We start from the raw sequence: 20,764 nt of genomic DNA on the forward strand, positions 1-20,764 counted from the left end.
ACCGGCAGCGATGACCGGCGACGAGTGCCCGTGAACGACCGCAGAAATTGTCAACAATCCAACACGGCACAACGTACCCGCGCGGCCCGGCGCGGAAAAGAGGGAATTTCCGCTCAGTCGGAGAGCGAGAGCTGGACGGGCTGCGCGTCCTGCGGCTGGGCCGGCGGCTCCCCTTCCGGTCGGCGGAACTCGCTGCGCTCGCTGCTGCCGATGCCGTGCTGCCGCGCCAGCGCGTACACCCGGTCGGTGACCATCCGCTGGTACGCCTTCGGCAGGTACGACCCGTACCGGTACAGCTCGTCGTACCTGGGCACGAGGTGCGGGTGCTCACGCTGCAGCCACGCCCGGTACCACTCCCTGGCGCCCGGCCGCAGGTGCAGCAGCAGCGGGGTCACCGACCTCGCCCCGGCGGCGGCGATGGCCGCGACGGTGCGGTCCAGCTGGTCCGGCGCGTCGCTGAGGCCGGGCAGGATCGGCGCCATCAGCACCGAACACCCGATGCCGGCGTCGGCGAACCTGCGCACCACGTCGAGCCGCCGCGCGGGCGACGGCGTGCCAGGCTCCACCGACCGCCACAGCGCCTCGTCGGTCGAGCCGACGGACACCGCCACCGACACCGGCGCCCGCTGTGCCGCCTCACCGATCAGGTCGAGGTCGCGCAGGATCAGCGTGCCCTTGGTGAGGATAGAGAACGGGTTGGCGTGGTCGCGTAGGGCGGCGATGATCTCGCGCATCAGCCGGTAGCGGCCCTCCGCCCGCTGGTACGGGTCGGTGTTGGTCCCCATGGCGATCGCGGCGCCCGTCCACCGCGGGCTGCTGAGCTCTTTGCGGGTCAGCTCGCCGGCGTTCACCTTCACCATGATCTTCGTGTCGAAGTCCCGGCCGGCGTCGAGATCCAGGTAGGTGTGCGTGCTCCTGGCGAAGCAGTAGACGCACGCATGGCTGCACCCGCGGTACGGGTTGATTGTCCACTCGAACGCCATCCGCGACTGACTGGGCACCTTGTTGATGATCGACTTCGCCCGAATCTCCACCGCGAGCTGCTCATCCGTACCGGCAGCAACCGGCGCCGCCCCAGCGACAGCCAACCCGGCCCGCCCGGTGCCCCGTTCCCGCGACGGCTCCGGCAGCTCGAGCGGCAGCTCCGCACCGCCGTCGGCCGTCGTACGCAGTGATTCCCAACGCATCCCTCCATTCGAACACAGGTTCGATTCCATGTCTATTGCGTTCGGCCCGCCGACAGGCGTGCCAGCGCGATCGCGTTGGACGATGCCCCCTAACGAGGTTGACCTTCGAGTTGGGTCGAAGGTCTACCGTCGAGGCATGGGCACCTATCGGATCTCGCAGCTCGCCGAGCGCACCGGTGTCCCGGCGACCACGCTGCGGTACTACGAGTCGACCGGGCTGCTGCGGGCGGAACGGTCCCCTGCCGGCTACCGCATCTACCGCGAGCCCGCGGTCGAGCGGCTGGAGTTCATCGCGACGGCGAAACGGCTGGGGCTGCCGCTGGACGAGATCGGCGAGCTGCTGCGCGTACGGGATACCGGGGCGTGCGTCGAGGTCAAGACCGAGCTCCAGCCTCGGCTGCGGGCCAGGCTCGCCGACGCCGAGCGCCGCCGGGAGGAGGTCGCCGGGTTCATCGCCGCACTGCGGGCCGCGCTCGCCCACCTCGACGCGCTGCCCGACCGCTCCGGCCGCTGCGACCCCGACTGCGAGTTCCCGTTCGACACCGCGGACCGGGGTCGATGGCGGGACGCCCCGGTCGCCTGTGCCCTGCCTGCCGACGACATCCGCGCTCGCACCGAGCAGTGGCACAGCGCACTGACGGGCGCGACGCGCACGCCGATTCCGGACGGGTTGCAGCTCACCGTGCCCATCCAGCGGCTGGCCGCCGTCGCCGAGCTCGCCGCCGCCGAACAGGCCTGCTGCCCGTTCCTCGACTTCCGCCTCCACCTCGACGGACCACACCTGCACGTACAGGTCAGGTCGCCCGCCGACGGACAGGCCATCCTCGCCGAGCTGTTCGACGCGGCAGCCGGCTGACATGACTGCCGATGCGCCCACCGCGTTGGTCACCGGCGCCTCCTCGGGCATCGGCCAGCGGACGGCGCGGCTGCTGGCCGACCACGGCTACCGGGTCTTCGGCACCAGCCGCGGCGACCGTGCCGACGAACCAGGCGTGGAGATGCTGCGGCTGGACGTCCGCTCGGACGAGTCCGTCGCCGGCTGCATCGACGAGATCCGCGCCCGCGCCGACCATCTCGACGTGCTCGTCAACAACGCCGGCGTGCTGCACGAGGGCTTCGCCGAGGAGACCCCACTCGCGGACGCGGCCGAGGTGTTCGACACCAACCTCTTCGGCATCGCCCGCGTCACCAACGCTGTGCTGCCCGCCATGCGCGCCCGCCGCCGCGGCCGGATCGTCAACGTCGGCTCCCTCGCCGCCTGGGTGGGTGAGCCGGGCGAGGCGTTCTACGCCGCCTCCAAGGCCGCGCTCGCCCGCTACACCGAAGCGCTCCACCACGAGGTCCTGCACCTCGGCGTCGTCGTCAGCCTCGTCGAACCCGGCGCGTTCACCACCAACGTCCTCGACGTGGCCACCACCACCCCGGGACGGATCGCCGACTACGACGGTCCGCGCGAGACCGCCCGCGACACCCTGCACGAGAGCCTACAACGCGGCGGCGACCCGCAGCAGGTGGCCGAGCTGATCCTCCGGATCGTCCGCACCCGCTCGCCGAAGCTGCGCTACGTCGCCGGCCGCGACGGCCGCTGGCTCCCACACCTCAGGACGCTGCTGCCGCAACGCGTCTTCGACCACCTCCTGCGCCGCAGCTTCCACCTGCCCAAGGCACCTGCCGACGTCTGACATATGTAGACTATCGATATGTCTCGCCAGCTGAGCCCCAGCCGGCTGACCCGACCGCTGCAGGTCGTCGCTGCCATTGGCGCGCTCGTCTTCGCCGTCGGCTCTGCGCTGCACGGGTTCACCGTCGTCGACACCCCGCTGATCGAGCGCATGATGCGCACCGCAGGAGCCCGCGACCCCGCCGGCGAGGCGCCCGGCTTCACCACCGGGTTCCGCATCGTCGGCACCGGCTACGTGGTGGCGAACGCGGTCGGCGTGCTCGCCTGGTGGAGCCGGTCCCGCCTGCTGTGATGGTGGATTCTCGCGGTCAACGCCACCCAGGGCCTCGGCTACCTGATGATCCCCGCGGAGATGTGGTCGGCCGTCACCGACCGCTACGGACCGGTCGGCGCGGTGCCTTCGCTGGTGACCGACGGCGGCGCTGCGCTGCTCGCCCTCGCATTCCTCGCCACCCTTGTGCGCTACCGCACGACGTGGGCCAGACATCGGGTCACGGCCACAGCAGGAGGACGGTGATGCCGATGACCGCATCCACCACCGCGCACCACTCCGCGTACGCCCGGGGCACCACCGCACGTGCCCGGTGGTGCGCGATGTCCCATCCAGCGTGGAACAGCCAGCCGGCGGCGACCAGGTATCGCACCAGCCAGTCATCGGCAGTGACGGCGACCGCGACGAGCAGCACGTAGACCAGCAGGCCGCCGAGCTGCAGCGCGAGCATCCTCCGGTCCCCGAACTGCTTGCGGACGCCGCCGATGACCAGGTACGCCGCGGGCAGCAGCAGCATGAGCCACGGCGAGGGGACACCCGGCTGGACCCAGTTGTCCACGGTCAGCACGAGCGCGAGCCAGGTCGGCCACCGACGGACCAGGAAGGCGCGGATCCGCCTCCCCCGGCCCATTGCGTCACTGTGGTCCGGTGCCGGCGCGTGCTGCTGCCGCCGGGTGTACTCGCCACGGCGCAGCAGCATCGCGACGGCCATCGCCGGCAGCATCAGCATGTGCCCGCCCATCAGCAGCGCCTCGCCGGAGACCACACCGGCCCAGCACGGCACGAGGAGCACGACGAACGGCAGGAACATGGCCGCCCCCATCTCGGCGATGCCGCGCCAGCCGTGCCGCCGGTAGCGCATCCAGACCGCCATGCCGATCGTCATGTCCGCGGCCATCACCAGGGCCGCCGCGTCCGGCCGGGCGAGCAGCCGCTCGCCGCCGAGGAGGAAGCCGGCGGTGTCCCACACCGGCCCGAGGAGCAGCATGCCGACGGCCATCGCGATGACCATCTCGACGTAGTGCCACAGGAATGTTCGTATCGGCCGGCGGACCGGCTCGCTCTGTTCGACGTATGTCTGTGTCTGCATGGCCACGATGCTCGGCGCGTAGCCGCGCAACACGCAGCTGCAGAACGTCACCGGTCGGCCGGGCAGATCGCATGGTCGACCCGTGCACTGCGCCCGGCTCACCCGGGCGACCACCCGGCATAGCATCGGCGCGTGACCACGGCTGCCGAGCAGGACGACGCGGACCCGCGGCTGCGCCGGGCCAGGTACGCCACCTTGGCATCGCTCGGCGTGGCCTGGTCGGCGAGCATGCTGATGCCCGCCCTCGCGCTCACCACGGAACAGCGGGTGCTCTGGCTCGTGCTCGGGACGCTCGGGCTGTGCCTATTCGCCGGCACGCTCGCCTGCGCCCTGTACGCGGCCGCGACCCCGTGGCTGCCGGACCGCACGCGCCGGCTGCTGCTCACCGCGCTCGGTGCCGCGAGTGTGCTGTCGGTGCCGCTGCTCGCACCGGTGGCGAACGCCGAGTGGGTGACCTGGGCCTGGGCGGGCGGCGCGGCCGCCGGCTTCACCCCGGTGCTGCTGCGCCGCTCGGCCGCGGCGGTGGCGTCCGCCGCCCTGCTCGTGGTGGCCGTCGGCATCGCGCTCGTTACCGGCGGGCCGGTGTGGACGTACCTGGTGGTCACCGGCAGCCTCGCGGTGAGCGTCGCCGCGATGAGCAGCCTGCCCGTCTGGCTGTGGGGGCTGCTGGTGCAGGCCCGCGCCGGCCGCGCCGCGCAGGCGCGGCTGGCCGTCACCGAGGAACGGCTCAGGTTCGCCAGGGACGTCCACGACCTGCTCGGGCACCGGCTCGCGACCATCGCGCTGAAGGCCGAGCTGGCGGCGCGGCTGGCCCCGACGAACGCCGACCGCGCGAGCCGGGAGGCCACCGAGGCGCAACAGCTGGCGGCGGCCGCGTTGACCGAGGTACGCGAGGCCGTGCACGGGTACCGCACCGTCGACCTGGCCGACCAGCTCGCCGCCGCGCGCGGGATCCTGACCTCGTCCGGCGTACGCTGCACCGTCGAGCAGTCGACCGGCGAGCTGCCCACCGAGCTCGCCACCCAGCTCGCACTGCTGCTGCGCGAGGCCTTCTGCAGGTGCGGCGGCCGGCCCTGGCCGGTCAGAATCACCACGTGGCACGCAGGCAGCGCGCGCTGCAGCTCCGTCGTCACCTCGAGCCCGTCCAGCTCGGGCATCTGCAGGTCCACGACGGCGAATCGCCGCCGGGGCGAAGGGGTTCCTGCCCAAGGGCTCGCCAGGCGGCGCGCTCGCGGACGTGATCCGCCGGGTGCACGACGGCGAGCGTTACGTCGACCCGGCACTCGCCGCGGACGCCCTCACCGCCCCGCACTGCCCGTTGACGCCACGCGAGCTCGAGGTGCTCAGGCTCGCGGAGTACGACACCCCGGTGGCGGCGATCGCCCGCCGGACGAACCTGTCCGCCGGCACCGTACGCAACTACCTCGCCGCCGCGGTCAGCAAGCTGGGCGTCCGCAACCGCGCGGAAGCCTTCCGCACCGCCCACGACAACGGCTGGCTGTAGACACGCACGCAACCCCTGGGGGAAATGTTCCGGCTCGTCGGCGAATGCGCCCTTTCGCCCGGAGCGGGCGTTGAGCGGATGCCCGAAGTCCGTTGTGCCGTATGCGAGTCGCGGCCGCACAGCAACTGGGCAGCCACGGCGGTGCCCGCCGCGCCCGCTCCTACGATGACGCCATGTCCCCTGCCACCAGCGCAACAGCTCTCGTTGATCTTGTAACCCTCCTAAACCAGTAGGGAAAGCCGGCAAGAGCTACGGACCGTCGAGTGGGAGGTGGCGATGGTGACACAGAGTCGAGGGGCGTAAGCTGCGTGTTCGCAGGGGCGACTTGATCGGTAACGCGCCCATGAAGGGAAAAACCGGCGCGTGAGTACAAGACCAGATGAAGCGGGAGTTACCGGCTCCATCGTGTCGTCGGCCATCGCCCTCACACGCGCATCGGCCACGATTACGCCACGCCGCGAGAGCGAGCGCTCGGTTCTCGAGCAATGCCTGCACGTCTCGCGCACGGGCATCGTCGTCGCGACCGCGTTCGGCCTGCTCTTCCAGCTCGGCAGCGTGGCGATCCCGTGGTGTCTCGGCCGGGGCATCGACCGCGGCGTCGCCACCGGCGAGCTGGGCACGACGGTCGGCTGGGCGGCCGGCATCGCCGGGTTCGGTCTCGCGCTCGCCGTCGGCGAGTGCGGCATGCGGTGGTGGGCGCGCATCGCCTCGGACGAGAGCGCCGACCGGCTGCGGATGCGCATCAGCAGGCACCTGCTCACCCTGGACACCGGCACGCTCGACCGCTTCGGCCACGGCGACATCGCGAGCCGCGGCATCCGCGACCTCGACCTGATCAAGGTGTGGATCCAGGGCCTGCCGTCGTACATCACCGGCATGCTGGGCTTCGTGGCCATCCTGGTCGGCATCGGCCTGCTCGACCCGCTGCTCACCGTCATCGGCATCGCCACCGTGCCGCTGGTCGCGCTGCTCGGGATCGCGCACCGCCGCCGCATCTCGGCCGTGAACAATGCAGTCGCGGACGCACAGGCCGACTGCACCGAGTCGGTGGAGGACCTGCTCACGGCGACGTCCGCGATCCGCGGCATCGGCGGCGAAGCAGTGCTGGTCGAGCGGCACGCCACGCGCAGCGCGGACCTCACCAAGCACGTGTTGCGCGCGAGCCGGCTCAGCGCCGTCTGGACGAGCCTGCCGGACTTCCTGCCCACCCTCGGCACCGGCATCGGGGTCGGGGTCGGCGGCCTCGCCGTCCTCGCCGACCGGGCGACGATCGGCGAGCTCGTCGCGTTCACCGCGTGGATGACCATGCTGGTCGTCTGGACGGGGACGCTGACCACCCGTACCACGCAGCTCAGCCAGGCCAGGTACGCCGCCGGGCGGATCGCCGAGCTGCTGCGGCTGCGCAGCCAGCTGCGCCTGGACCTCGCCGGCCGGTCGTTGCCCGCGACCGGCAAGCTCACCGCCCACGGCGTCGTCACCCGCCGCGACGACCACGTCGTCGGGCCCATCGACTTCACCGTCGACGTCGGCCAGGTCGTCGCCGTCACCGGCCCGATCGGCTGCGGCAAGACCGAGCTGATGCGGCTGCTCGCCCGGCTGAAGGACCCGACCGCCGGCAACGTCACGTTCGCCGGCATCGACCTGAAGGACGCGGCGCTCGAGGACGTACGCGAGCGGATCACACTGGTGCCGCAACGGCCGCTGCTCGTCTCCGGCACGCTCGCGGACAACCTCAGGCTCGGCCGCGACGACCTGTCGGACCAACAGCTGCACTACGCCTGCTACATCGCGGCGCTCGACAGCTTCGTCGGCACACTGCCGACCGGCCTGGACACCCCGGTCGGCGAGCGCGGCGGCATGCTCTCCGGTGGCCAGCGGCAGCGGGTCGCCGTCGCAAGGGCGCTGCTGCGCGACCCGTCCGTGCTGTTGCTCGACGACGCCACCTCGGCCATGGACGTGGAGACTGAGGCGTTGCTGCTCGCCCGGCTGCGGCACTGGATCAGCCGGCACGACACCCAGCGCCCGGCGTCGGTGGTGCTCGTCTCGCACCGCCCCGGCGTACTCGACACGGCCAACGTCGTCGTGGACATGGGGCGGTCATGACAGCGCTGCCCGTCACCCTCCCGCGCTCCGCTCCTCGCTCACTCGCGGCCCCCAGGCCAGTTGCGGTGACCACCCTCGCTGCGATGCTCACGCGGGAGGGCTCCTCATGACCAGTCCGTTCTCCGTACCTCGCGGCCTGTTGCTGACCGAGAGCCCGAACCAGGAGCGGATGTTCCGCCGGTCGCTGCCGTACCTGCGCGAGAACGGTGGGTTGATCGCACTCGCCTGCGTGGTCGCGTGCGCGTCCGCGGCCAGCCTGGCGTTCATCCCGCCCGCCATCGGCTTCGCCGTCGACGAGCTGCTCGCCGGCAGTGAGCGTGGCCTGCTGGTCGCGACGCTCACGATCATCGGGCTCGCGCTCGCCCGGCTCGCCCTGCAGGTGGGGGCGGAGGCAATGCTCCCGCACGTGGGCGAGCTGGTGCTGCAACGGCTGCGCGACCGGGTGGTGCAGCGGCTGGCGAGCGCGCCGCTGCGCTTCATCGAGGCACACCGCTCGGGCGACCTGCTGCGCCGGGCCACCGCCGAGCTCGCCGACCTCGGCGCGTTCAACCGCAACCACCTCAGCACGATGGTCACCACGGTCGGCTACCTGGCCATCACGTCGGTCGTGCTGCTGGTGTACTCGTGGCCGCTGGCGATCGTGCTGCTGCTGACGTACGTGCCGCTGCACCTGGTCTTCGCCTACGTCGCCGGCAAGACGAACCGGCCCGCGTCCGCCGACGAGGCCAGCGCCGCCTCCGACGTCGCCTCCCACTTCCGCGAGCTGCTCGACATCAGGGAGCAGCTGCAGATGCACGGCGGCGGCGAGAAGTGGCTCGGCCGCCTCACCACCGCCACCCGGGCCCAACAGGACGCGACGCTGCGCACCCAGACCGGCCTCAACCTGCTGTCCGGCACCCAGGTCGTGCAGGCCGTCACGCTGGGAGCGCTGCTGGTCGCTGGCACACTGCTTGTCGCCAGGGACGCCACCACCATCGGCACGGTCGTGATCTTCGTGGTCGCGGCCCGCCAGATGTTCAGCTCGCTGACCCAGCTGTCGAACCTGGGCAGCCAGGCACTCGGCGCGCGGGTGGTGCTCGCCCGGCTGCTGAACCTGCTGCACCGCACCAGGCCGAAGCCGGTCGCCACCGGCTACGTGAGCACACCGCGGCGCGGCAGCCTCGCCACCAAGGACCTCTCCTTCGCGTACGTGCCGGGGCACGAGGTCATCGAGGACGTCACCGTCACGCTGCCGGTCGGCGACCGGGTCGGCGTCTACGGCGAGACCGGCTCAGGCAAGACCACGCTGGCGAAGCTGTTCACCGGCCTGTACGCGCCGAGCGAGGGCACCGTCACGTACGCAGGTACCGACCTGCGGTACATCGACCCGGACGAGCTGCGCCAGCGCATCGTGCTGGTGCCGCAGGAAGTCCACCTGGTCAGCGGCACGCTGCTGGAGAACATCTCGCTGATCCCCACGCGCCCCACCCGCGCCGAGGTGGAGGCCGGCATCACCGCGCTCGACCTGAACATCTGGGTATCCGAGCTCCCCGACGGCCTGGACACCGACATCGGGCCGCGAGGCGAGCGGCTGTCGGCCGGCGAGCGGCAGCTCATCGGGTTGGTGCGTGCGGCACTCGTGGACGCCGCGGTGCTCATCTTCGACGAGGCCACCGCCAACCTCGACCTGCTGACGGCCGAGCACGTGGAGAGCGCCGTACGCCGGCTCGCCCCGGACCGCACGGTCGTCGTCATCGCCCACCGCCAGGAGACGGTGGAACGGCTCGCCCGGCCGATGCAGCTACGCGCCGGCCGCCTCGGCCCAGGCCCGCCGCCGGGTGAGGAGGTGGAGTTCCCGCCGTTCCCCTACGCCGACTACACCTGAGCCGCCGCTCAGGACTCGTCGAGCGCGTCGGCGACGGCCGGGCTCACCTTCTCCATGGAGTACGGGATGCTCAGCGGGGTGTTGAACGAGACCGCGTTGGTCTCCGGCAGCGGGTAGATCGCGTGGCCCTTCTTCACCACGTCCAGGTCGTTGTAGAGCTCCTTGTCGTCGTAGAAGTCCTTGCCGAACTTGAAGTCGATGACGGCGAGCACGTCGACGTCCTCGATCAGGTCGATCCGTTCCGGGCTCAGCTCGGCGTAGAACCGGTCACCGGTGACCTTGTCGATCTTCTTCGGCACGGTGAAGCCGAGGCTGGCGAAGAACTGGCTGCGCTGGTCATTGCTGGAGTACACGCCGAGCCCGCCGTTCTTCAACGGGTACGCCACGGCGATCGTCTTGCCCTCGAACTCGGGGTGCGCCTTGCGCTGGTCGGCGAACTCCTGCTCGGTCCTCGTGATCAGCTTCTTCGCCGCACGCTCCTTGCCGAGCGCCTTGCCGATCGCGAGCGTCTCCTCGTCCCACGACATCTGGAAGTCGTTGTAGTCCTTCGCCCGCAGGATGGTGGGCGCGATCTCGGACAGCAGGTCGTACTCGTTGCGGTCCACCCCGCGGTCGGTGCCGACGATGAGGTCGGGCTTGAACTTGGCGATCCTGCCGATGTTCAGCTCTGCCTCGGTGCCCGGGTCACCTTCGGCTTCGCGCCCTTCACGTGCGACTCCGCCCACGGCCCGATGGCGTCGGCGTAGTCCGGCATCCACTGCTGCACGGCGACCGGCTTGACGCCGAGCGCAAGCAGCATGTCCTGGTTTCGGTAGCCGATGGAGACGACGCGCGTCGGCTGCTTCTCGACCACAGCCTTGCCGTAGACGTTCGGGATCGACACCGGGAACGCACCGCCGGACGAGGCGTCGTCCGCGGTGTCGCCACCACAACCGACGGCCAGCACAGCAAGCGCGGACGCGGCCAGGATCGCGGCCGCGGAACGTAGGGCACTGCGCACGGAAACTCTCTCGTTCTGGAGGGGGTTGGCGGACTTACCGATCGATAGGTTAGCCTAACCTAACAACAGGTCGAAGCCCCCGACCAAGCCCCGAGCGCCCGAGAGGACACCGAGTGCCCAGCCCCGCGCAGACAGCGCAGCGCCCGCGCAAGCTGGCCCGTCCCGCAACCACCGCACTGCTCGCCGAAGTACGTAGCGCCGAGCAGGTGACCCCGAACGTGCGCAGGATCACGCTCGGCGGGCCGGCGCTTGCGGACTTCGCCCGCCGCGGCGCCGACCAGTGGTTCCGGTTGTTCCTCCCCCGCGACGACCAGGCCGAGCCGCTCCTGCCGAGCACGGTCGACTGGTGGCCGGAGACGCTCGCCATGCCGGACGACGTCCGCCCGCTCGTGCGCAACTACACGGTGCGCGCGGCACGGCCCGAGCTGCCGGAGATCGACGTCGACTTCGTGCTGCACGGCGACGAGGGCCCGGCGTCGCGCTGGGCGGGCCGGGCGGTGGCCGGCGACCGGGTCGGCATCCTGGACCAGGGCGTCACCTTCGACCCACCGGCGACCGCCGACTGGCGGCTGGTCATCGGCGACGAGACGGCCCTGCCCGCCGTCGCCGGCATCCTCGCGGAGTCCCCCGCAGACGTCCGCACGCTCGCCTTCGTCGAGCTGCCCACCGAGGCGGACGCGCAGCCGCTGACTGTCCCTGCCAACACGCAGGTGACCTGGCTGCCCAGGCCGCACGACACGGCACCGGGCGCCCTCGCCGTCGACGCCGTACGGGACCAGCAGCTGCCGAGCGGGGCGCCGTACGCCTGGCTGGCCGGCGAGTCGGCCATGGTGCGCACCCTGCGGCGCAACCTGGTGCGCGAACACGGCGTGCACAAGTCGTCGATCACCTTCACCGGGTATTGGCGCCGGGGTGTCAGCTACTACACCTGACCGCCAACCGTCCTTCGATGTCGACGCCAACCAACCAAGCCCACCGAAGGACCACAGCTACCGACTCCGCGCGCCCCCGGCCACTGCACTCCACCAGGTCGTGCACGGCCGGGCTGGTCTGCTGCGGGGTGCTGCTCCTCGCACTGGTGCTGGTCAGCATCTCGGTCGGCGCGAAGGCCATCCCGCTGGCGGACGTGTGGACGTACCTCGTCTCCCCGACCGGTGGCTACGACTCGGACGTCGTGCACACGGTGCGGCTGCCGCGCACGGTGGCGGGCGTGGCCGTCGGCGCCGCGCTCGGGCTGGCCGGCGCGCTCATGCAGGCGCTCACCCGCAACCCGCTCGCCGATCCCGGCATCCTCGGCGTGAACGCCGGCGCGTTCGCGGGCGTGGTACTGGCCGTCGGCGTGCTCGGTGTCACCGCGCCCGGCGGCTACGTCTGGTTCGCGCTGCTCGGCGCGGCGGGCACTGCGGTGCTCGTCTACCTGCTCGGCTCCGGCGGCCGTAGCAGCGCGACGCCGGTACGGCTGGCACTCGCCGGCACCGCCGTCGGTGTCGCCCTGACCGCGACTACCTCGACGGTGATCGTCACGAACACCCAGGCGTTCGACCGCGTCCGGCTGTGGAACCTCGGCTCGCTCGCGGTGGAGGACATCGCCACGGGTGCTGAACGTGCTGCCGTTCATCACCGTCGGCTGCGCGCTCGGGCTGGTGATGGGGCCGTCGCTGAACGCCATCGCGCTCGGCGAGGACCTCGGCCGCGCGCTCGGCGCACGCATCGCGCGCACCCGGGTCGTGACGGCGACGGCCATCGTGCTGCTGTGCGGCTCCGCGACCGCCATCGCCGGCCCGATCAGCTTCGTCGGCCTGATGGTGCCGCACGGGGTGCGCGCGCTTACCGGTCCCGACCAGCGCTGGGTGCTGCCGTACTCGATGCTGACCGCGGCGATGCTGCTGCTGGTCTCCGACATCGTCGGCCGGCTGGTCGCGTGGCCGGCCGAGGTGGAGGTCGGCATCGTGACGGCTGTGCTCGGCGGGCCGGTACTCATCGCACTGGTCAGGCGCAGAGGGCTGGCCCAGCTGTGAAGGCCGGCGCGCAGACCGCTGCGCCGCTGCCCGGCCGGCACCTCAGGGCGGCCGGCGGCCGGGTGTCCGTACGGGTGCGGCCCCGGACGCTGGCCGTCGGTGTGGTGCTGGTGGTCGCCGCACTGGCGACGGGCGTGGTCAGCATCAGGTTCGGCGACCCGCACGTACCGTTCCGTACGGCGTTCGACGTGTTCACCGGGCGGGCGGACACCGCGTCCGGGTTCATCGTCGTGCACCTCGCGCTCCCGCGGGTGGCCGCGGCGTGGCTGGCCGGCGCCGCACTTGGGGCCAGCGGCGCCATCTTCCAGAGCCTGACCAGGAACCCGCTCGGCAGTCCGGAGGTGATCGGCTTCAACTCGGGCGCGGCCGCCGGCGCGATCCTCGCGATCATCTACCTGCCGTCCTGGCAGTACGGCATCGGCGTGGTGGCGGTGGCCAGCGGGCTGCTCACCGCCGCCGCCGTCTATCTGCTCGCCTGGCGCCGCGGCATGCGCGGCTACCGGCTGATCCTCGTCGGCATCGCGACGACGGCCATCCTGCAGGCGGTCAACACGTACCTGCTCGCCCGGGCGGACCTGCTCGTCGCGAAGGACGCGAACATCTGGCAGTACGGCAGCCTGAACGCCAAGACCTGGTCGGAGGTCGGCTCGGTGGCGGTCGCGCTCGCCGCGCTGCTGCCGGTGCTGGCCGTGCTCAGCAGGCGGCTCGACCTGCTGGAGATGGGCGACGAGACCGCGGCCGCGCTCGGCGTGCCGGCCGAACGCAGCCGGCTGGCGTTCGTCGCACTCGGCACGGTGCTCGCGGCGGTCGCCGTCGGCATCGCTGGGCCGGTCGCGTTCGTCGCGCTCGCCGCGCCGCAGCTGGCGCGGCGGCTGACCCGCGGCACCGGCCCACACCTGGCGCCCGCCGCCGCGATGGGTGCGCTGCTGCTGGTGGCCGCCGACTTCGTCGCCCAACACGCCATCCCCTCGACCAATCTGCCCGTCGGGCTGGCGACGGGCGCGCTCGGCGGCGCGTACCTCTGTTGGCTGCTCGCGCACGAATGGCGCTCGGGAAGGATGCGGGGCTGATGACCGTACTGCAGGCGACCGACCTCACCCTCGGCTACGACCAGCGCGTGGTGGTCGCGGAGCTCGACCTGGCGGTGCCGGACAACTCGTTCACCGTCATCGTCGGCCCGAACGCGTGCGGCAAGTCCACGTTGCTGCGCGGCCTGGCCAGGATGATCAGGCCGCCGCACGGTGCCGTTTACCTGGACGGCCAGGCGATCACGTCGTACGGCACGAAGGAAGTGGCCCGCAAGCTGGGCCTGCTGCCGCAGACGTCCGCCGCGCCTGACGGCATCACCGTGGCGGACCTGGTGGCCCGCGGCCGGTACCCGCACCAGCGGCTGCTGCGGCAGTGGTCGACGGCCGACGAGCAGGCGGTGCGCGAGGCGCTCGCCGCGACCGGCGTCACCGACCTCGCCCACCGGCTGGTGGACGAGCTGTCCGGCGGCCAGCGGCAGCGGGTGTGGCTGGCCATGACGCTGGCCCAGCAGACCCCGCTGCTGCTGCTCGACGAGCCCACCACGTTCCTCGACATCGCCCACCAGGTCGAGGTGCTCGACCTCTGCGCCGAGCTGCACGAGGAACGCGGGCACACCCTGGTGCTCGTGCTGCACGACATCAACCAGGCGTGCCGGTACGCGACGCACCTGGTGGCGATGGCCGACGGCCGCATCGTCGCGCCGGGCGACCCGAGGGAGATCGTCACGGCAGAGCTGATCGAGGAGGTCTTCGGCCTGCCGTGCCTCGTCGTCGCCGACCCGGCGACCGGCGCGCCGCTTGTCGTACCGAAGCCCACCCGCCGGCGCCAGGGGGCGCGGCTGAAACGCCGCCGCACCATGCCACGATTGATTCTTTGGGCAACGGCGATGAACCCGGCGGCAGGATGGAGGCGAAGTGGCACAGCCCTGGTGGCGTGATGCAGTGATCTACGAGGTGTACCCGAGGAGCTTTGCCGACTCCAACGACGACGGCGTCGGCGACCTGGCCGGCATAACGTCGCGGTTGCCCTACCTGACGGAGCTCGGCGTGGACGCCATCTGGCTGACGCCCTTCTACACCTCACCGCAGGCCGACCACGGCTACGACGTCGCCGACTACCGCGACGTCGACCCGCTGTTCGGCACCCTCCACGACTTCGACGCGCTCGTCGCGGCGGCGCACGAGCGCGACATCAAGGTGATCGTCGACATCGTGCCCAACCACACCTCGTCGGAGCACCCGTGGTTCCGCCGGGCACTGGAGGCCGGCCCGGGCAGCGAGGCCAGGCAGCGCTACATCTTCCGGCCGGGCAAGGGCGGGAACGGCGAGCTGCCGCCGAACAACTGGGAGTCGATGTTCGGCGGCTCCGCGTGGACCAGGGTGCCGGACGGCGAGTGGTACCTCCACCTGTTCGCGCCCGAGCAGCCGGACCTGGACTGGCGGCAGTGCGAGGTCAACGCCGAGTTCGACGCGACGCTGCGGTTCTGGCTCGACCACGGCGCCGACGGCTTCCGCGTCGACGTCGCGATGGGCATGTTCAAGGACGATGACCTGCCCGAGCTGGAGGGGCCGTACCTCGACGGTCCGCAGCACGCCAGGCAGCTGGCCGGCCACCCGCACTGGCACCGCCCCGAGGTGCACGACGTCTACCGCCGCTGGCGGAGCATCCTCGAGTCGTACCCCGGTGACCGGATGGGGGTCACGGAGGCCTGGTCGCCGGAGCCGGAGGTGCAGGCGCGGTACGTAGCCGCCGACCAGATGCACCAGACGTTCAACTTCCTGCTCGTCACGGCCGACTGGTCGGCCGAGGAGTTCAGGAGCGCCATCGCCGGCTGCTGGGACGCGACCACGGCCGTCGGCGCCGCGCCGACCTGGGTGCTGTCCAGCCACGACGCCGAGCGGCACGTGACCAGGTACGGCGACGGGGAGCTCGGCCGCGCCCGGGCCCGCGCCGGCCTGCTGCTGATGCTCGCGCTGCCCGGCTCGGCGTACCTGTACCAGGGCGAGGAGCTCGGCCTGTCGCAGGTGGGCGTGCCGGACGAGGCCCGGCAGGACCCGATGTACTTCAGGCCGGGTGACGACAAGGGCCGCGACGGCTGCCGGGTGCCGCTGCCGTGGTCCGGCGACGCGCCGCCGTACGGCTTCTCCGGCACGGACGTGGCGCCGTGGCTGCCGCAGCCGGCCGACTGGGCCGGGCAGACGGTGGAGCGGCAGGAGAGCGACGGCGCATCCATGCTCGCGTTCTACCGGGAGGCGCTGCGGCTGCGTCGGGAGCACGTCAGCGACCGGGCCGAGGAGCTGACCTGGCTCGCCGGCGACGCCGACGTGCTCGCCTTCGAGCGCGACGGGCTGCGCTGCGTGGTCAACTTCGGCGACCGGCCGACCGAGCTGCCCGCGCACCGCGAGGTGCTCTTCACCAGCGACCCGCTGAGCGGCGCGAAGCTGCCCGGCAACGCGGCCGCCTGGCTGCTCGCCTGACTCAGTACAAGTCGGCGGTGAGTGCGTCGACGTGTGGACGGAACGCCTCGAACCACAGCCGGTAGCCGGTGCTGTTCAGGTGCGCGAAGTCGGGCGCGAGGATGTCGAGGCGCCTGGCGCTCAGGATCGCCATCGCGACGTCGGCGTACCTGACGCCGCGCTCCTCGGCGACCGCGGCGAGGACGTCCTGGTACGGGCGCCAACCGCGGACCGGCGCGATGCCGGAGAACACCGTGCGCTCCACCGGCAGCTTCTCGACCAGCTTCGCCAGCTGCCGACGGAACTCCGCCGGTGCCAGCTCCCCGACGTCGTTCGACCCGGCGGAGACGATGACCAGGTCCGCGCGCGCCACGTCCCCCGCGTCGACCCGCCGCCTGGCGTTCACCACGCCGCTGCCGCCTGACGACCGGTTCACGACGTGCACCGGCCGCCCGGTGCGCTCGGCGATGTGCCGCACGATGCGGCCGGTGAGGCTGTCCTCCGGCCGCCATGCCCCGATCCCCATCGCGGACGAGTCGCCGTAGACCAGCACCCGGATGGCGTCGGGTGCGGTCGGTTCGGACGCGCGGTTCGCCCAGTAGTTCGGATAGGCGGTGCCCTGCCAGTGCACGCGCACGAGCCCGACGAGCTCGGATACGACAAGCACCACGACCAGCGCGGCGACAACCCGGAGGGCCACCTTGCGCTTGGAGCGCGCGCTCACAGCACCGCCAGCTGTCGGCGATGCGCCCACGCCACGGCGGCGGCCAGCACCGCCGGTAGCCCGTTGAGCAGAGCGCTCAGGATCATGCTGTGGCCGAGCGCGGCGTGCATCGTGCCCGCGCTGACCATGATGGTGAAGACTCCCACTGCACCGAGTATCCGCAAGCGACGGACGAACAGCAAGCCGCCGGCGAGCAGCTCGGCGGCTGCGGCCCCCGTACGCAGCCACCAGGGCACGCCCCAGTCCTCGAACAACCACTGGTCCGTAGCTATCGGCAGTAGCCGCATCAGGCCGAGCCCGGCGAAGAACACCCCGAGCGCGTACGCGGCGGCCGTCGCCCACCGCGGCGCTCGCGCGGCCACCGTCATGGTGGCGTCGGCGGAAGTCGTGGCGCTCATCGGCTCGCCCTCTCAAATAACTTTACAGCTGTAAAGCTAACGGCGGGCCGCTACCCTGTCAACCATGCCGCAGGCGACACGACGCTCGAGGAACAAGAAGGGCGAGGGCGACCGGCTGCGCCACGACCTCGTCGCCGCGGCGGCGGACCTGCTGCGCGAGCACGGCACCGACGCGGGCCTGTCGATGCGCGAGGTGACCAGGCGGGCCGGGGTCAGCGCACCGGCGCTGTACCTGCACTTCGCGGATGGGCGCGAGCTCGTCGACGCGGTGCTGGCGCAGCAGTTCGCCGCCCTGACCGAGCGGCTGGCGGCGGCCGTCGCGACCGCCGGCGACGAGACGGAGGAGCTGCGCGCCGGCTGCCGCGCGTACCTAGACTTCGCCGACCGCGACCCGGCGATGTACCGCCTGCTCTTCGAGGGCGGCATCACCCGCCGGCCCGACCAGCACACGGGCCAGGGCGCCCCTGGCCGCGAGACGTTCGACTACCTCGTCACGGGCATCGCGCGCTGCCAGCGCACCGGCGCAATCACCGTCGCCGACCAGCAGACGACCGCCACCCTGACCTGGACCGGCCTGCACGGCATCGCCACCCTGCGCCGCGCCCACCCGGACTTCCCCTGGCCAACCCTGGACACCCTGCTCGACGACCTGCTGCACCGCCTCACCGGCCTACCCCCACGCCCCTGACTGCGGGCCGCGAAGCTATGCGCGCAGGGACTCCAGGCGGCTGCGCTCGTCCGGGGTCAGGCGGCGGGGCCAGGCGGCGGCCAGGTCGTACGGCACGAGGGTGGTCAGCGCGGTCGCGTAGGTGGTGCCTGCGGCGTCGTGGATCTCGTAGCTCAGGTCGAAGGCGCTCGCCGTCACCCGGCTCACCCAGACGTCGATCGGCACCGGTGTCGTGCTGTGCGCGAGCGGGCGCTTGTACTGCACCTCGAGGTTGGCGACGACGACGCCCTTGGTGAGCATGTCCCAGGTGCCGTCGCCGTTCAGCTGCTCGAACAGGTCGACCCGCGCCTCTTCCAGGTACTGCACGTACACCACGTTGTTCACGTGGTCGTACCTGTCGACGTCTCCCCACCGCAGTGGGCAGTGGAAGCGGTGCTTCGCCACGGTGTTAGCGGGCCGGGTCAGTCGCGGGTCAGCTTGCGGTACGTCACGCGGTGCGGGCGGGCGGCCTCGGCGCCGAGCCGCTCGACCTTGTTGCGCTCGTAGTCGTCGAAGTTGCCCTCGAACCAGAACCACCTCGACGGGTCGTCCGCGTCGCCCTCCCACGCGAGGATGTGGGTGGCGACCCGGTCGAGGAACCACCGGTCGTGGCTGGTGATCACCGCACACCCGGGGAAGTCGAGCAGCGCGTTCTCCAGCGACTGCAACGTCTCCACGTCCAGGTCGTTGGTCGGCTCGTCGAGCAGCAGCAGGTTGCCACCGATCTTCAGTGTCAGCGCCAGGTTCAGCCGGTTCCGCTCACCGCCGGACAGGACGCCGGCCGGCTTCTGCTGGTCCGCGCCCTTGAACCCGAAGCTCGCCACGTACGCCCTGCTTGGGATCTCCACCTTGCCGACCACGATGTGGTCGAGCTCGTCGGAGACCACCTGCCACACGTTCTTGTTCGGGTCGATACCGGCCCGGTTCTGGTCGACGTACGACAGCTGCACCGTGTCGCCGAGCCGCAGCTTGCCGCCGTCCGGCTGCTCCTCACCGGTGATCATCTTGAACAGCGTGGTCTTGCCGACACCGTTGGGCCCGATGATGCCGACGATGGCGTTGGGCGGCAACGTGAACGAGAGGTCGCGCATGAGGGTGCGCCCGTCGAAGCCCTTGGTCAGCCCCTCGGCCTCGACGACCACGGAGCCCAGCCGTGGTCCCGGCGGGATCTGGATCTCCTCGAAGTTGAGCTTGCGGGTCGACTCGGCCTCGCGGGCCATCTCGTCGTAGCGCTGCAACCTGGCCTTCTGCTTGGTCTGCCGCGCCTTCGCGTTCGACCGCACCCATTCCAGTTCGCTGGTGAGCCGCCGCTTCAACCTGGCGTCGCGCTGGCCCTCGACCTTCAGCCTGGCCGCCTTGCTCTCCAGGTAGGTCTGATAGTTGCCCTGGTAGCCGTGCGCGCGGCCGCGGTCGAGCTCGAGGATCCAACCGGCGACGTGGTCGAGGAAGTACCTGTCGTGCGTGACGGCGACGACCGTCCCCGGGTACTTCTCCAGGTGCTGTTCCAACCACTGCACGCTCTCCGCGTCGAGGTGGTTGGTGGGCTCGTCGAGCAACAGCAGGTCGGGCTGCTCGAGCAGCAGCTTGCACAGCGCCACCCGGCGGCGCTCGCCACCGGAGAGCGTGGTCACGTCGGCATCGCCCGGCGGGCAGCGCAGAGCGTCCATCGCCTGGTCGAGCTGCGAGTCGAGGTCCCAGGCGTCCTTGTGGTCGAGCTTCTCCTGCAGCTTGCCCATCTGCTCGAGCAGGTCGTCGGAGTAGTCGGTCGCCATCTTCTCGGCGATCGCGTTGTACTCGGCGAGCAGCTGCATGGTCTCCTTGGCGCCGTCCTGGACGTTGCCGAGCACGTCCTTGTCCGCGTCGAGCTGCGGCTCCTGCGACAGGATGCCGACGGTGTAGCCGGGACTGAGGAACGCCTCGCCGTTGCTGATCTCCTCCAGGCCGGCCATCACCTTCAGCAGCGTGGACTTGCCCGCTCCGTTGGGACCGACGACGCCGATCTTGGCACCGGGCAGGAAGGAGAGGGTCACCTCGTCGAGGACGACCTTCTCACCGTGCGCCTTGCGGGCGCGCTTGAAGACATAGATGTACTCGGCCATGTGTCCAGGCTACTGGCGTACCCCGACCACCTGACGGCCGGGCGACCCGCTCAGCTGGTCCGGGGGTTGACAGCCGTGCGCAGTGCCCGCACTACTGCCGCGCTCTGAAATAGACACCTCGTTGCGGAAATAGAGAATCAGCGTGGACGTCCTCGACCATCACATCGCCGGCACCAAGCACGCGTCGGCCAGCGGCGAGCGGCTGCCGGTCGTCGACCCGGCGACCGGCGCGCAGGTCGCCACCCAGGCCGCCGGCGACCTCGCCGACGTGGCCGCGGCCGTGGCGGCCGCGCAGCAGGCCACCGCCGCGTGGCAGGCCCTCGGCACGGCAGGACGCGGCCGGGCGCTGACCCGGTGGGCGGACCTGATCGACGCCGAGGCCGCCGCCCTCGCCGAGCTGGACGTCACCGACACCGGCAAGCCGTACGCGGTCGCCGCCGGTTCCGTCGGCCGCGCCGCCGACATGCTCCGCTGGTACGCCGGCTGGGCGCAGACTGTCCCGCGTCAAGGAGTTGGCAGGATTTCCTTGACTTGAAAGGTCGGGATCTTCGGGTCGGCCAGGCCCAGGTGCACCTCCTTGGGCCGGTTGAAGGCGATGGCCTCGTGTGGCCTGATCGCGTTGTACTCGATGCGG

General features: G+C 71.4%; 20 protein-coding genes and 4 pseudogenes. 15 read left to right on the forward strand and 9 right to left on the reverse strand.

The features are described 5' to 3' along the window. Positions 1-113 precede the first annotated feature (113 nt). Positions 114-1,187 carry a radical SAM protein gene (locus tag GEV07_02870; protein MQA01705.1) on the reverse strand — a complete coding sequence of 358 codons (1,074 nt, stop codon included), beginning with the start codon at positions 1,185-1,187 and terminating at the stop codon, positions 114-116. Between the two features lie 136 nt (positions 1,188-1,323). Here GEV07_02870 and GEV07_02875 point away from each other — a divergent pair, with 136 nt between their 5' ends. From GEV07_02875 to GEV07_02890, 4 genes are read left to right on the forward strand one after another with little or no spacing between them, the layout of a single operon-like run. Continuing rightward, on the forward strand, positions 1,324-2,043 hold the full coding sequence (locus GEV07_02875; protein ID MQA01706.1) for a MerR family transcriptional regulator: 720 nt from the start codon (positions 1,324-1,326) through the stop codon (positions 2,041-2,043). 1 nt (position 2,044) lies between these two features. Continuing rightward, positions 2,045-2,869 (forward strand): SDR family NAD(P)-dependent oxidoreductase, encoded by an 825-nt coding sequence (locus GEV07_02880; GenBank protein MQA01707.1) that lies wholly within the window; start codon positions 2,045-2,047, stop codon positions 2,867-2,869. 18 nt (positions 2,870-2,887) lie between these two features. Continuing rightward, complete coding sequence (locus GEV07_02885; protein ID MQA01708.1) at positions 2,888-3,160, forward strand: hypothetical protein; 273 nt, start codon at positions 2,888-2,890, stop codon at positions 3,158-3,160. A 45-nt stretch (positions 3,161-3,205) separates the two neighbouring features. Further along, complete coding sequence (locus GEV07_02890) at positions 3,206-3,385, forward strand: hypothetical protein (protein ID MQA01709.1); 180 nt, start codon at positions 3,206-3,208, stop codon at positions 3,383-3,385. On the opposite strand, the gene GEV07_02895 is transcribed toward GEV07_02890, so the two are convergent. Then, the gene (locus GEV07_02895) at positions 3,360-4,181 is read right to left on the reverse strand and encodes a hypothetical protein (protein MQA01710.1); all 822 of its coding nucleotides are present in this window, start codon (positions 4,179-4,181) and stop codon (positions 3,360-3,362) included. The two genes, GEV07_02890 and GEV07_02895, sit on opposite strands and share 26 nt — an antisense overlap. 681 nt (positions 4,182-4,862) lie before the next feature. On the opposite strand from GEV07_02895, the pseudogene GEV07_02900 reads away from it, so the two are divergent. Next, positions 4,863-5,150: pseudogene (locus GEV07_02900) on the forward strand (histidine kinase). 125 nt (positions 5,151-5,275) lie between these two features. Here GEV07_02900 and GEV07_02905 read toward each other — a convergent pair. Then, positions 5,276-5,386, reverse strand: a pseudogene (locus tag GEV07_02905) (response regulator). Positions 5,387-5,406: 20 nt separating this feature from the next. On the opposite strand from GEV07_02905, the pseudogene GEV07_02910 reads away from it, so the two are divergent. From GEV07_02910 to GEV07_02920, 3 genes and pseudogenes are all read left to right on the forward strand, one after another. Continuing rightward, positions 5,407-5,733 (forward strand): annotated as a pseudogene (locus GEV07_02910) (DNA-binding response regulator). 363 nt (positions 5,734-6,096) lie between these two features. Next, complete coding sequence (locus tag GEV07_02915) at positions 6,097-7,836, forward strand: ATP-binding cassette domain-containing protein (protein MQA01711.1); 1,740 nt, start codon at positions 6,097-6,099, stop codon at positions 7,834-7,836. A 106-nt stretch (positions 7,837-7,942) separates the two neighbouring features. Continuing rightward, positions 7,943-9,700, forward strand: a complete 1,758-nt coding sequence (locus tag GEV07_02920) for an ATP-binding cassette domain-containing protein (GenBank protein ID MQA01712.1) — start codon at positions 7,943-7,945, stop codon at positions 9,698-9,700. Positions 9,701-9,708: 8 nt separating this feature from the next. Here the strand turns inward: GEV07_02920 and GEV07_02925 are convergent, their stop codons facing one another. Continuing rightward, complete coding sequence (locus GEV07_02925; protein MQA01713.1) at positions 9,709-10,632, reverse strand: ABC transporter substrate-binding protein; 924 nt, start codon at positions 10,630-10,632, stop codon at positions 9,709-9,711. A gap of 181 nt (positions 10,633-10,813) precedes the next feature. On the opposite strand from GEV07_02925, the gene GEV07_02930 reads away from it, so the two are divergent. The 5 genes and pseudogenes from GEV07_02930 (at position 10,814) to GEV07_02950 (ending at position 16,224) form a co-directional block, all read left to right on the forward strand. Beyond that, positions 10,814-11,632 carry a siderophore-interacting protein gene (locus GEV07_02930; protein MQA01714.1) on the forward strand — a complete coding sequence of 273 codons (819 nt, stop codon included), beginning with the start codon at positions 10,814-10,816 and terminating at the stop codon, positions 11,630-11,632. A 17-nt stretch (positions 11,633-11,649) separates the two neighbouring features. Further along, a pseudogene (locus tag GEV07_02935) lies at positions 11,650-12,718 on the forward strand (iron chelate uptake ABC transporter family permease subunit). Continuing rightward, a complete protein-coding gene (locus GEV07_02940) occupies positions 12,715-13,788 on the forward strand; it encodes an iron chelate uptake ABC transporter family permease subunit (protein ID MQA01715.1) in 1,074 nt (357 codons plus the stop codon). The pseudogene GEV07_02935 and the gene GEV07_02940 overlap by 4 nt, the downstream one beginning before the upstream one ends. After that, on the forward strand, positions 13,788-14,684 hold the full coding sequence (locus tag GEV07_02945; GenBank protein ID MQA01716.1) for an ATP-binding cassette domain-containing protein: 897 nt from the start codon (positions 13,788-13,790) through the stop codon (positions 14,682-14,684). The genes GEV07_02940 and GEV07_02945 overlap by 1 nt, the downstream gene beginning before the upstream one ends. Continuing rightward, a complete protein-coding gene (locus tag GEV07_02950) occupies positions 14,662-16,224 on the forward strand; it encodes a DUF3459 domain-containing protein (GenBank protein MQA01717.1) in 1,563 nt (520 codons plus the stop codon). The genes GEV07_02945 and GEV07_02950 overlap by 23 nt, the downstream gene beginning before the upstream one ends. 1 nt (position 16,225) lies before the next feature. On the opposite strand, the gene GEV07_02955 is transcribed toward GEV07_02950, so the two are convergent. Further along, entirely contained in the window at positions 16,226-16,927 is a 702-nt protein-coding gene (locus GEV07_02955) for a hypothetical protein (protein MQA01718.1), read from the reverse strand. Next, the gene (locus tag GEV07_02960) at positions 16,924-17,325 is read right to left on the reverse strand and encodes a hypothetical protein (GenBank protein ID MQA01719.1); all 402 of its coding nucleotides are present in this window, start codon (positions 17,323-17,325) and stop codon (positions 16,924-16,926) included. Before GEV07_02960 ends, GEV07_02955 begins: the two co-directional genes overlap by 4 nt. 64 nt (positions 17,326-17,389) lie before the next feature. On the opposite strand from GEV07_02960, the gene GEV07_02965 reads away from it, so the two are divergent. Next, positions 17,390-18,013, forward strand: coding sequence for a TetR family transcriptional regulator (locus tag GEV07_02965; GenBank protein ID MQA01720.1), 624 nt, complete (start codon positions 17,390-17,392; stop codon positions 18,011-18,013). A 15-nt stretch (positions 18,014-18,028) separates the two neighbouring features. Here GEV07_02965 and GEV07_02970 read toward each other — a convergent pair whose 3' ends face one another. Next, entirely contained in the window at positions 18,029-18,436 is a 408-nt protein-coding gene (locus tag GEV07_02970) for an acyl-CoA thioesterase (GenBank protein MQA01721.1), read from the reverse strand. Between the two features lie 17 nt (positions 18,437-18,453). Continuing rightward, positions 18,454-20,130, reverse strand: a complete 1,677-nt coding sequence (ettA, locus tag GEV07_02975) for an energy-dependent translational throttle protein EttA (protein ID MQA01722.1) — start codon at positions 20,128-20,130, stop codon at positions 18,454-18,456. 136 nt (positions 20,131-20,266) lie between these two features. Here ettA and GEV07_02980 point away from each other — a divergent pair, with 136 nt between their 5' ends. Further along, positions 20,267-20,665 (forward strand): aldehyde dehydrogenase family protein, encoded by a 399-nt coding sequence (locus tag GEV07_02980; protein MQA01723.1) that lies wholly within the window; start codon positions 20,267-20,269, stop codon positions 20,663-20,665. Here GEV07_02980 and GEV07_02985 read toward each other — a convergent pair. Further along, positions 20,635-20,764: transposase (locus GEV07_02985; GenBank protein ID MQA01724.1), on the reverse strand; the 130-nt coding region annotated here is incomplete at its 5' end. The two genes, GEV07_02980 and GEV07_02985, sit on opposite strands and share 31 nt — an antisense overlap.

It is taken from the genome of Streptosporangiales bacterium (genome assembly GCA_009379825.1).
GTDB lineage: Bacteria > Actinomycetota > Actinomycetes > Streptosporangiales > WHST01 > WHST01.

Coding starts and splice junctions, on each gene's coding strand:
- GEV07_02965 (MQA01720.1), top strand. CDS start 17,390: ATGCCGCAGGCGACACGACGCTCGAGGAACAAGAAGGGCGAGGGCGAC.
- GEV07_02920 (MQA01712.1), top strand. CDS start 7,943: ATGACCAGTCCGTTCTCCGTACCTCGCGGCCTGTTGCTGACCGAGAGC.
- GEV07_02870 (MQA01705.1), bottom strand. CDS start 1,187: ATGCGTTGGGAATCACTGCGTACGACGGCCGACGGCGGTGCGGAGCTG.
- ettA (MQA01722.1), bottom strand. CDS start 20,130: ATGGCCGAGTACATCTATGTCTTCAAGCGCGCCCGCAAGGCGCACGGT.
- GEV07_02945 (MQA01716.1), top strand. CDS start 13,788: ATGACCGTACTGCAGGCGACCGACCTCACCCTCGGCTACGACCAGCGC.
- GEV07_02875 (MQA01706.1), top strand. CDS start 1,324: ATGGGCACCTATCGGATCTCGCAGCTCGCCGAGCGCACCGGTGTCCCG.
- GEV07_02885 (MQA01708.1), top strand. CDS start 2,888: ATGTCTCGCCAGCTGAGCCCCAGCCGGCTGACCCGACCGCTGCAGGTC.
- GEV07_02960 (MQA01719.1), bottom strand. CDS start 17,325: ATGAGCGCCACGACTTCCGCCGACGCCACCATGACGGTGGCCGCGCGA.
- GEV07_02890 (MQA01709.1), top strand. CDS start 3,206: ATGATCCCCGCGGAGATGTGGTCGGCCGTCACCGACCGCTACGGACCG.
- GEV07_02880 (MQA01707.1), top strand. CDS start 2,045: ATGACTGCCGATGCGCCCACCGCGTTGGTCACCGGCGCCTCCTCGGGC.